This window comes from Microcoleus sp. B9-D4, assembly GCF_036705105.1.
In the GTDB taxonomy this organism is placed as follows: domain Bacteria; phylum Cyanobacteriota; class Cyanobacteriia; order Cyanobacteriales; family Microcoleaceae; genus Microcoleus.
In genome coordinates this window covers 1-10,909 of sequence record NZ_JAUBTS010000114.1, presented here as the reverse complement: position 1 = coordinate 10,909, position 10,909 = coordinate 1, and the positions used below count along the sequence as shown (strand labels likewise).

The 10,909-nt window shown below is 51.7% G+C and carries 8 protein-coding genes and 2 pseudogenes; 7 read left to right on the top strand and 3 right to left on the bottom strand.

Annotation, left to right across the window (positions count from 1 at the left end):
• Positions 1–76: 76 nt before the first annotated feature.
• The 3 genes and pseudogenes from tnpC to QUB24_RS32290 all read right to left on the bottom strand — a co-directional run.
• Positions 77–897: pseudogene (tnpC, locus tag QUB24_RS32300) on the bottom strand (IS66 family transposase); the annotation flags it as partial.
• 105 nt (positions 898–1,002) lie between these two features.
• Positions 1,003–1,173: pseudogene (gene tnpB / locus QUB24_RS32295) on the bottom strand (IS66 family insertion sequence element accessory protein TnpB); the annotation flags it as partial.
• A gap of 157 nt (positions 1,174–1,330) precedes the next feature.
• Positions 1,331–1,723, bottom strand: a complete 393-nt coding sequence (locus QUB24_RS32290) for a transposase (protein ID WP_333157620.1) — start codon at positions 1,721–1,723, stop codon at positions 1,331–1,333.
• Between the two features lie 38 nt (positions 1,724–1,761).
• On the opposite strand from QUB24_RS32290, the gene QUB24_RS32285 reads away from it, so the two are divergent.
• The 7 genes from QUB24_RS32285 (at position 1,762) to QUB24_RS32255 (ending at position 10,218) form a co-directional block, all read left to right on the top strand.
• Complete coding sequence (locus tag QUB24_RS32285) at positions 1,762–2,016, top strand: hypothetical protein (RefSeq protein WP_333157619.1); 255 nt, start codon at positions 1,762–1,764, stop codon at positions 2,014–2,016.
• Positions 2,017–2,303: 287 nt separating this feature from the next.
• Entirely contained in the window at positions 2,304–3,776 is a 1,473-nt protein-coding gene (locus QUB24_RS32280; protein ID WP_333157618.1) for an O-antigen ligase family protein, read from the top strand.
• Between the two features lie 23 nt (positions 3,777–3,799).
• Positions 3,800–4,513, top strand: coding sequence for a polysaccharide biosynthesis/export family protein (locus tag QUB24_RS32275; RefSeq protein ID WP_333157617.1), 714 nt, complete (start codon positions 3,800–3,802; stop codon positions 4,511–4,513).
• Positions 4,514–4,525: 12 nt separating this feature from the next.
• Positions 4,526–6,748, top strand: a complete 2,223-nt coding sequence (locus QUB24_RS32270; protein WP_333157616.1) for a GumC family protein — start codon at positions 4,526–4,528, stop codon at positions 6,746–6,748.
• 133 nt (positions 6,749–6,881) lie between these two features.
• Positions 6,882–8,045, top strand: a complete 1,164-nt coding sequence (locus QUB24_RS32265; RefSeq protein WP_333157615.1) for a tetratricopeptide repeat protein — start codon at positions 6,882–6,884, stop codon at positions 8,043–8,045.
• A gap of 287 nt (positions 8,046–8,332) precedes the next feature.
• Entirely contained in the window at positions 8,333–9,085 is a 753-nt protein-coding gene (locus QUB24_RS32260) for a class I SAM-dependent methyltransferase (protein ID WP_333157614.1), read from the top strand.
• Between the two features lie 260 nt (positions 9,086–9,345).
• Positions 9,346–10,218 carry an FkbM family methyltransferase gene (locus tag QUB24_RS32255; protein ID WP_333157613.1) on the top strand — a complete coding sequence of 291 codons (873 nt, stop codon included), beginning with the start codon at positions 9,346–9,348 and terminating at the stop codon, positions 10,216–10,218.
• The last annotated feature ends 691 nt before the right edge of the window (positions 10,219–10,909 follow it).

The following is a 10,909-nucleotide window of genomic DNA, read 5'->3' as shown; positions in this document are numbered from 1 at the left end:
CTTGGCAAAGAAATGGGCGCCGCGGCAACGAAAGGCGAAATAGCCTACGTCAATGCGGCCTTCCGTCGGCGCTTACGAACTTGCGCCTCACGTGTGACCAGCAGAACGTAAGGGTGATCTGCTGCTGCCGCTTGGCAAGCGCGGTATATCCGCCATAGCCGTCAACCTGCAGGATGCCTGCAAAGTCACCCAGGTGCGCTTCGGCGCGCTCGCTCTTGCGGTCGGCTGCATAGACATAGGCGATCATTGGCGGATCGATACCGCCCCATGGTCGGTCGTCCCGCGCATAGGCCCATAGCTGGCCGGTCTTGGTCCGCCCTCGTCCTGGATCGAGCACCGGCGCTGTCGTCTCGTCGGCAAACAGCCGTTCGGATCGTCGCAGTCGGTCCAGGATGTGGTCACGCAGCGGGCGAAGGTACCAGGCAGCCCGCCCGACCCAGTCTGCAAGGGTGGAGCGATCCAGCTGGATGCCCTGGCGGGCATAGATCTGCGCCTGCCGGTAAAGCGGCAAGTGATCGGCATACTTGGCAACCAGCACCTGAGCGATCAGGGCTTCGGTAGGGATGCCGCCTTCGACACTACGGACTGGTGCCGGGCTTGGACGACCGCGCTTTCGCAGGAGCGGCAGCGGTAACGAGGCCGACGGGTGACCAGGACCCGAAACGTGGTCGGCACGACATCAGGGCGTTCAGCAACATCCTCGCCGATCTGGTGCAGCCCACCGCCGCAGCACGGGTAGGCCTTATCGTCGATATCGATGATCTACTCGATCCGCTCGAGGTGCGCACGCAGCGAGCCGCGGTTGGTCTTGCGGGGACGATCGCCCTTGGCAACCGTCACATCGGCAAACTTGCGGGACTGCTCGAGCGCCAGCGCACGTAGCGCTTCGATGTCCTCTGCAGATCCGCTTCCATCAACATGACGGCAGTGAATCAGCAGAAGAAAGCCCCGTAAACCGGCAATCTGCGGGGCTATCGGTCGGCGTCCGCCACGCACCCGGCGCCAGTCGAGACCCTCCAGCAAAGCGCCAGGTTGGGCTGCCGTAACGCACATCACACCGTCCAGGATGCTGGGCCCCTTGAAGCCGCCGGACTCCAGCCTCTTGGCCATCAGGCACAGGCCCGTCCCATCAGACGAGCTTGATCTGGTCTGCGCGCTTGGCCCGGAAGACATAAATAGGGATCGCCGCCATACTCAGCGCTGATGAGCGCGGCCAGCGCGTCAGAACCTTTGCGAAAATCCACGGGCCGCGTTGCAACCATCACCCGCGTGCCAGGGCCAGGGCCGATCAACGTTGCACATGAATAGCCTGAATCACCGCTGCAGCCAGTCAGGGGCTCGCTGTTTGTCCGATCCTGACCACGACGCCGCCAAGCTCGACCTCAATCGCAACATCGTTCGACTTGGGCTTGGGACTGTCGGCCACGACCGGCACGAACATCGGTGCATGATCGGCGTCAATATCGGCGACTTGGCGGGCCGCCACTGCATATCTAAGCTCTCGCCGCCAAGTGTAGAGCAACGATGTCCGAATGTCTGGCCGCCGCGCAAACGCGGCGATGTTGTCGCAGCGCTCCAGCTCAGCGACAATCGCCAGCTTCTGCTCCAGCGTCCAAATACGCCGGCGGCCAGCCATGTTGCGTAGAACCCCCGGACGGCCAATAGGCTCCCGAGCCATTCCAATGCGGGTGTCCAGTGCGCTCGTTTGGTTGTTGTCTTCCATCCAACCCACCGTCTGCCTCAATCAACCAAGGATGCAAGGTGGGCGGGAAACAGCGCTTACACAACGAGAAAACGCACTTGCACCTGATGTTCGGCCAAGCGCCGTCTGGATGGCCTTGGATCATGCAGGTGCTGCATGAGTGGGTGAAGAAGCCCGCGGTCCACAGCAGCAAATGCGCTATTGCGCTAACCGAAATGGCTGATCTCCTCAAGCTGCTCGAATGTGAGAATCGCGGTCTACGCAATGCCTACGAGGTCCTGCTCAAGGCGTCGGAATACCTTGGACACGCGTAGTGAGCCTGCTCCCTTTAGCGCTCGTTCCGTAGATGACTGACTTCATTGAAAAGATTAATTAGGTTTACGGTGTCGAGCTGATCTGCCGGGTTCTGGTGTGCACCCAGCTTGCATCCGAAGATCGGCACTTGCGTTCATATGTTTGCTATTGATGCCACGCGTCGCTCGAACCCAACAGGGCATCGGGTGGCATCGCTTTTTATGTTGGCTGGAACATAGAATCTATCTATTGCCCTTCTGGGCCACAGGGAGGTCAAATTTGTTTAAGGACGCGGGTTTTTCGCTGTATGGCTATCATTGGTGTCAAAAAGCCTTCGCCAGGGGCTGAAATCCAACATTTTTGGATTTTTTCCGGATTTTTGCTGTGTGCCTTTTTTTTTGGTGGTGGTTCGCGTAGCGACGTCGCGTCGCTTGTGATTCTGCGTCCGGCAGCTTTCATTGCAATAGCGTATGCCCTGACGCAGGGCGCTTGGGGCCGGACAGCTGATATCCGGTTAGCGATCTGGTTGTTGCTGTCTCTAACTGCTGTCATGGTATTGCAGATGGTCCCTTTGCCGCCGGAGATCTGGAAGGCCCTTCCCGGTCGATCGCCTATTGCGGATATCGGCGTGGAAATCGGAGCCGATCAAATTTGGCGCCCGCTTACGCTGTCTCCAGCCCGAACTTTGAATAGTCTGATGTCGATGAGTGTTCCATTGGCAGCAATCCTTCTGTTCTCATTGCTAACGCCCGTACGCCGCGGCCAAGTTCTAATTTTGCTGGTGGGAGTAGGAGTGCTCTCAGCGTTCTTGGGTATCCTGCAAGGCATAATTGGAGCAGAGAGTTCGCTTTATTTTTATGAAATAACTAACAAAGGGTCGGCGGTAGGCCTCTTTGCCAATCGCAACCACCATGCATTTTTCTTGACGTCATTGGTGCCAATAATAATTTTGGGCCTCATTGCTGAACGATCGCAAGGCGGAGCCAAGTCACGGGGAGTCCTGTATTTTTCGTCTTTAATCTTAATTTTGCTTATTTTGCCTATGGTGGGATCGAGGAGCGGACTGATCATCGGGCTCCTAGCTGTTATGTCCTCTGTTCCGATTTATGTCGCTTTAGAGAGTGGGGGCAGAGCCTTGGGCGAGCCTAAGGGCTTCCCAAACAGGCGCAAGCTGGCGGTTGTGGCAGCAGCAATTTTGCTGGCTCCGATGTTTTTGCTGGTTCCACTAGCTTTAGGCCGGAGTTCTGCGATTAACCGATTGCTCGACGATTCTGAAGGTCCCGAGATCCGGATTCAGATGCTACCCTACATTTTTGACATGGCTTCGCTGCACCTTCCGTTTGGCATTGGGTTCGGCGCTTTTGAAAAGGCTTTCTATAGCTTCGAGCCTGACTCTTCCTTGAGTGAGCCGTATATGAACCAAGCTCACAACGATTATCTGCAGCTGTTGGCTGAAGCTGGCTTCGCTGGCGTAGCAATTTTGCTGGCGTTCGGCCTGATAGGGGGGCGTGCCTTCTTGGGGGCCTGGCAGGGTCGTAAACGATATCCGCATTCGTATGCGCTTCGTCTCTCCGCGCTTGTTAGTATGGTATTGATCGGTATAGCGAGCCTAACGGACTATCCGCTGCGAGTACCCTCGCTTATGGCCTTTTTTGGGTTATTGGCTAGCGCACTCTTAGCGCCTAGGGGCTGGATAGACCTTGCTGCATTCGCAAAGAACCGTAACCGCCGCCGGCGCCCGTCCCAAACAACTGAACCTCGCACCGTTTTTGAAATCTAACGTTTAACGATAAGAAGTCACCCATGGACGCAAAATATTTTCTGAGCTTTCTGACGCTTGCCCTAGCTTCGTGTAGCTCAACGCCTCCGCTCCAGAACGTGATGGCGGATACATCGGTCATCCGGCAGCAAGAGATGCCGACGCCAACTGGTGCCGACTTGTTGACAGCTAATAGGCCATATTTGATCGGTCCATTCGACAAGCTTAAGGTTGACGTTTTCGGGATCGCGGATCTCGAGCGCGAGGTCCAGACCGATGCGTCGGGCAATTTTTTATTCCCTTTGATCGGTCTTGTAGAGGCCGGCGGGAAAACGCCTTCCGAGCTGGCGGTTTCAATTGAAAGCAGACTTCGTGGCCAGTTTGTACGAAACCCACAAGTAACCATAAATTTGGAAGAGACAACAAGTCAGGTGGTTACGATCGAAGGGCAGGTTAGAAAGCCTGGATTGTATCCCGTTGTAGGCCGAATGACCTTGCTGCGTACTATTGCTGTGGCGGAAGGCACGTCTGAGTTTGCCGACCTTACTGACGTCGTAGTGTTCCGTACGGCAAATGGTCAAAAATTTGCTGGTTTATACAACCTTAAGGCTATCCGTGATGGTACTTATGAAGATCCAGAAATATTTGCGAACGATGTCGTGGTGGTAGGCGATTCACCGGGGCGCAGGCTATTTAAGGACTTGATACAGGTGGCTCCCGCCCTAGTTACTCCGCTTATCATCCTCCTTCAACAATAATAAGAGCGCTTTATGAATCAGCTTACACGGAGCGCAGAACATTTTGGCGATCAAGAGATCGGCGCGAATGGCCTGGCAGAATCTGATGCTATGGAAAGCAATCCGGTTTTATTAGAATATTGGCGTGCAATTTATGTGAGGCGTCTCCCTGTCGCTGGAATTATTGCTGTGTTTATCGCGTTGGGTTTGCTCGCAACTCTACTCGCCACTCCGCAATACACGTCAGTGACTCGTATCGAGATCAATCGCTCGGAGGATAAGGTCACGAACGTTGAAGGCGTGGAAGCCAAGGAAATTGGTCAGAGCCTAGAGTTCTACCAAACTCAGTATAGTCTGCTGGAGGCTAGGACGCTAGCTGATCGCGTGGCGCGCTCACTGCGGCTATCAACCAATGCCGATTTTTTTGAGGGCTTCGGAGTGAACCCAGAGCGCTTTAAGGACAGTGGCGACGGGCCTGTAAGTGCTGATGCTCGGCAGGAGAGACTTGACAAAGTTGTTGAGTTGCTTCTTGAAAATGTCGTCGTTCGGCCAATCAGAGGGTCAAGTCTGGTCGACATCAGCTTTACAAGTGCGTCACCTGAACTTTCAGCGAAGATTGCGAATGCATGGGCTAGTCAGTTCATTCAGCTAAGCCTTGACCGTCGTTTTGCATCTACTGAAAACGCACGCGATTATTTGGAGCGGCGTTTGGCGGAACTGCGTTCGAAATTAGAGGAGTCTGAACGCGATCTCGTGCTGTACGCGTCGAACAAGGAAATCATAGCATTAACTGGCGGCAGTTCGGCGGGCCAATCCGGAGGTCCGAGAACGCTTGTGGCAATAGACCTGGAAAGCTTGAATGAGGAGCTTGCCGATGCCACGGCAGCTCGCATCCGAGCCGGAAGCAGATTGCAAGGCAATTCCCAGTCAAGCGAAGCTGCGCTGACCAATAGCGCGATCAATGGTCTACGTGAAAGGCGCGGTGAAATTGCAGCAGAATACTCAAAACTTCTTTCACGTTTCGAGCCTGGCTACCCTGACGCTCTGGCATTGAAGGCGCAGTTGGATGCTCTTGACCGAAGCATTCGTCAAGAGGAGTCGCGAGTCGGTGGGTCCGCGCAAACCGAATATGTTGCGGCCCAAAAGCGGGAGCGTGATCTCTTTGAGCGCGTCGCAAGTCTGAAGACACGATTTGCTTCACAGCAGCGAGACGAAATACAATATAACATTCTTCGGCGCGAAGTTGATACAAATCGTGAATTGTATGACGGTTTGCTCCAGCGGTTTAAAGAAATTGGTGTTGCCAGTGTAGGCAACAGCAACATTTCGGTGGTAGATCCAGCGCAGGTTCCAGACATACCATCTAGTCCGCGGCTACTTCTCAATGTGGCCCTCGCTCTGATAGGCGGAATCTCGGCTGCTGGCATATTCGTCTTTGCATTGGAGCAGATTGATCAAAGTATTCGTGATCCTCAAGCTGTGAGGAAATCTTTGAGGATTCCCTTGTTGGGCATTCTGCCTTTCCTGCAGGATACGGATGTCGTCCAAAGTCTTGATGATCAAAAGTCGATAGCGTCGGAGGCCTTCCTCTCAATTCGGACTGCTATGTCATTTTTGACAGACCATGGAGTCCCGAAGTCGTTCGCGGTTACAAGTACCCAGCCAAATGAGGGAAAGTCCACCAGCGCCCTCGCTTTAGCGATTACACTAGCTCGAACTGGAAAAAGGGTTGTGCTCGTCGATGGAGATATGCGCAATCCAACCCAGCATAATTTAGCAGGTTTGCCGTTGAGCCCGGGGATGAGCAGTTTCCTGGCTGGAGACGATAACATAATTTCGTTCGTCAACGCTACGCGCTACCCAACACTTGGCATAATTTCGGCTGGAACTGCCCCTCCCAATGCGGCTGAGCTTCTAAGCAATGGGCGGGTCAAATTAATGCTAGAAAAATTGCTGTCGGAATTCGATCATGTTGTAATCGATTCGCCGCCGGTGTTAGGTCTCGCTGACGCTCCATTGCTCGGTAACAGTGTTGAAGGTATTGTATACATAATCGAAGCAAATGGATCGAAACTCCGCGCGATCCAAACGGCTATTGATCGGTTGCGAAATGGCCGGGCACACATCTTCGGGGCGGTTGTTACGAAAGTAGATAGCCGTAACTCAAGCTATGGCTATGGCTATGGCTATGGCTATGGCTATGGCTATGGAAATGATGCAACCGAGGGATCCCCCAGCGGCCCGGACGGGCGCTGATGCTTTTAGAAACCGCCAGCCTCATTGAGGTTTTAGTATGCGTCGATGGTTAACATGGGGAGCAGGGCTTACCCTAGCGGCCGTATCTGGACTTAATTCCTTTTCAACCGCTGTCGAGCGTACCTCGCCAGTCTTGGCTGTAAAAATCCCATTCCACGGCGGTGGGGCGGAAAGTGGTGCAGCTAACGATATTATCCGGCAAAACATTATTGAGGGGGATGGGCTCCTACCCTCTGCAATACCTCCTGAAGCTGTTAGTAGGGCCCGTAAGGCATTTTACCGGGAGCCCACTGATACCTTTGCTGTGGCCGTGTTGGGTCTTCACACAGCTGCGAACGGCATGCAATTACAGGCTCAGTCAATATTTGAGGCAAACGTCAAATTGGGCCGCCGGCAAATAATTTCACAGGCGTGGCTAGCAGACCATGCTGCGCGTCAAAATGATCTGACAGCAGCTCTCCAGAACTATGACCTCATTCTCCGAAGAAGAAATGCTGCGAGTGCAACCGTACTGAATCGACTGGTGCAGCTTTTGCGGCAAGAAAATTCTGTCCCGCTATTTGTTCGCCTTCTTCAAAGGCCATCTTCATGGCATCCAGAATTTTGGGAGGCGGCGACTTCGGACAATCTTACATTGGATAATGCGGCTGAATTGAGGATCAGGCTGGCGGGCCGCGGATATGCCCTAGACGACCGCTATGATTCGATTCTATTGTCGAAATTGACTTTAGAAGGTAAGTTTCTGATGGCTGAAATGCTATATCGGAAATTGCGGCCTCAACTCTTTACGGCTAGTAGCCAGACAGCGCGGAGGGCCGATCTATCGTTTATAAGAAACGATGAAATTGAGCCGTACTTCTGGATTGTGGCTCCAGAGCGGGGTGACCTGGGAGCCTATATGAACTCCAAATCGGATGGGCTCGATGTTAGCATCCTTGGCGGAGCGGGTGGTATTGTGGCTCGCCGATTGATAACGGACTTTCGCGGTGTTTATGATGCTAGATTAACGTTAGCTCGGTCATCCTCGGGAACGGGGGCTATTCGTATTGATCTAACATTTACTTGTGCAACAGATAGTTCGATCATGGATAAAGTTAGTTTCAGTATCCGTGATAAATCGAGTTCCACCGGGCGAGTGAACCTTCTTGCTCCACAGTGCAGATACTATTGGGTCGAAGTGCAAGCTATTAATGCTAATCGCGACGCAGTGGACTTTACTCTCAAAGAAATTGCATTGTCTCCAAGGATACAAAGCCCTCCAAAAGGCGAGTCGTCAACGAACATAATGGGACAGTGATCAGATATGTTTAGTTTGGCTCAGTCCTTAAATATACTCTAAGATACAAGGCCTATGTTTATCTTTAAGCAAATTGCCAATTTAATAACCGATTTTTCAGTCATTTTTTCTGAAAGTGCTGTTTACCTCCAGCTCAATATTTAGGCCGTTCAAGCAAAAGGATTTGCTGTTAAAGGTTGAGTAAATCTGGAAAACGCAAAGTCATCACGGTTCGACGATTCCGCAGTGTCGGTTTGCAGTTGGGCTTACACTAGTGTGACACCAATAGATCAATAAGGCAAATAACCATGCAAATTAAAAACTTTGCTAAGTTTGTAAATTTAGCTCGAAGTCGAGGCCCGTTCGTTGCGGCGAAGCGCGTGTTTACTTATCTATCACCAAGCGAATTTAAACAGCGCGCAATTTACCGGAATATGCTTCGCCTACAGAGTAGTAGGGAGCGCTTTAATGAGATATATTCAAAGAACTTGTGGAGTGATCCGGAATCAGGTAGCGGAAGCGGTTCGAATTTGGCGGCTACTGAAAGTCTAAGGACAGCGTTGCCCAGGATATTTGAAAAATATGATATAAGGCGCGTTCTAGACGTCCCCTGTGGCGACTTTAACTGGATGCGCTTAGTCATCGAAGGAAACCAAAATCTTTATTATACAGGTGGTGATATTGTCGGTTCATTGATTATTGATAATAACGCCAGATATGCTAGCGAAAGAGTAAATTTTCTGGAGATCGATCTTACCAACGACGAGTTGCCGAGTGCCGATCTCCTTATTGTTCGGGATTGTTTGTTTCATTTATCTTTCTCCGATATACTCAAGGCAAAGCGTAATATATCGCGATCGAATATTCGATATCTTTTGACCACTACTCACATAGTTGAGAACGATTTCCAGAATAAAGATATAATAACCGGTGATTTTCGTCTAATTGATATCTTTTCATTGCCTTTGTCATTTCCGGAGGATCCATTGGAGCGCATAACTGATTATGTTGGTTCAGAGCCGCCTCGGGAAATGTGTTTGTTTGAAGTGGGGCGCTTGTAGGGGGCGTATATTTTCAGATTGTTTTTTTTCACGAATTTAACGAAATTAGTATCATAATGATTCGTCTATCGAAATATATCTTCGATGTATCTCTTGATCGTTGATCGTTGATCGTTGATCGTTGATCGTTGATCGTTGATCGTTGAACCCTGGCCTATCTTGCAGGTGATTTTACTAGAAATCTCGGTGCAGTACTAGGCTGCGGAGTTGTCCGTTGGTTATTTTCACCTATTTTCGCTGGTAAGAATTGGAGTGTAGTTGTGAGTCTGAAGGATTTCATCAGAAGGACGCCATTGGCGCGTTCGCTTCTCGCTGCGCCAATTTCCGCAAGGCGGGCGTGGATAAATTACACGAGCGCTAAATCACGAGATGTGCTCTCGCGACTAGAGCGATTGGTGGTGTCGGACGTAACCATCCAAGTAGATGAGTTTGACGGCCAATTTGTCCTGGGGCCACAATCTCATTTGCTTCACCGGTTGCTGGCAGAAGGCGAATATGAGCGAGATCTCGTCAAGCTTTTTCTGAAACATTTGGATCCCGTTCGCGATGTGATCGATGTGGGCGCAAACGTTGGTTTCTTTACAGTTTTGGCAGCTAGGTCGTTGACCTCAGGTCGTGTCTTGGCAGCAGAGCCGACTAGAGCAGCATTCGCTCGATTGAGCCATAATATTGATCTGAATGGTGTTGAAGACGCAGTTATAATGTATAACGGATTAATATCAGATAAGGATTGCACTTCAACTATTAATGTAGTTGCCGGTCGTGAGGAATATTCGTCCATGGGCGACGTGGTGCATCCGGCTGTCATCGGCGAAAAGACTTTGACTGAAACAATAGATGCCAAGAAGATAGATACGTTGGTAGAAACCCATAATTTAACTCCGGGATTGATTAAGGTCGACGTTGAGGGCGCAGAGGGCTTGGTATTTGAAGGGGCGCGTGAGACCTTAAAGCGACACCGGCCAATTGTAATATCTGAGTTTTCTCGTCCGTTACTGGAGGCTAACGGGTCATCGCCTGAACGTTTGGCTAAATTGTTTGATGAATGCGATTATGATGTCTTTGATGCTCATGATCAATTTGCTCGCGCTGGACACCTGGAGTTCTCAGATTTATTAGCGGTTCCGCGTTAGGGTGATCGGAAATTTTAAAAATTGACCTCGCATTGAAACTTAGGCCATTGTAAATCGTAGCCTGCGGCTCGGCTCTTGTGAGCGACTTGTCTTAGAGGCCGCCGTTAGTACAATTATGCCGCTGCCCGGCTACGTTAGGTGATTGGAACATTTTCGTCACTGCGGTAATTCCATTGCGGTAAGTAGGCGTTGAATCACCTTGTGCCCATCACTGTCAGGGTGATGGTCCTCGCGTTTGGTTTCAACATAGTGCTATGACGATCGCATGGCACTGGCGCTACCGACGTAAGCCGCTACGAGTTTTCCACCGGCGACGGTCGCAGGCCAAATTGGCATGATGATGTTAAACTCGCGATCATGGCGGCGAGCTATTCCTACCTTGAGAGTGCCAGCTCAGTTGCCAGCCGATTTACTCCTTGCGCTTCGCAGCCGTTGATCTCGCGTCGCCTGCTCCGAGTGCACCGGCCTAGCCAAAGCTGTAGCACTGCCGCAGCTTTCGGCATTCGTGCCAGTGGTGATTTCAGGCCACGCGCCGCATAAGCACCTTCCAACGAGCCGACCAGCAAACAAGCCGTAAGTCTTCGATGAGCACGGGTTTATGGTAAGCGGAGCCCTGACCCCACCTTGCCCTGATCGGTGACAGGGCCGATTGTCCGCGCCTTTGGTTGGTGGAGGTCGCTGGTGCTATGAC

Coding starts and splice junctions, on each gene's coding strand:
- QUB24_RS32275 (WP_333157617.1), top strand. CDS start 3,800: ATGGACGCAAAATATTTTCTGAGCTTTCTGACGCTTGCCCTAGCTTCG.
- QUB24_RS32260 (WP_333157614.1), top strand. CDS start 8,333: ATGCAAATTAAAAACTTTGCTAAGTTTGTAAATTTAGCTCGAAGTCGA.
- QUB24_RS32270 (WP_333157616.1), top strand. CDS start 4,526: ATGAATCAGCTTACACGGAGCGCAGAACATTTTGGCGATCAAGAGATC.
- QUB24_RS32290 (WP_333157620.1), bottom strand. CDS start 1,723: ATGGAAGACAACAACCAAACGAGCGCACTGGACACCCGCATTGGAATG.
- QUB24_RS32280 (WP_333157618.1), top strand. CDS start 2,304: ATGGCTATCATTGGTGTCAAAAAGCCTTCGCCAGGGGCTGAAATCCAA.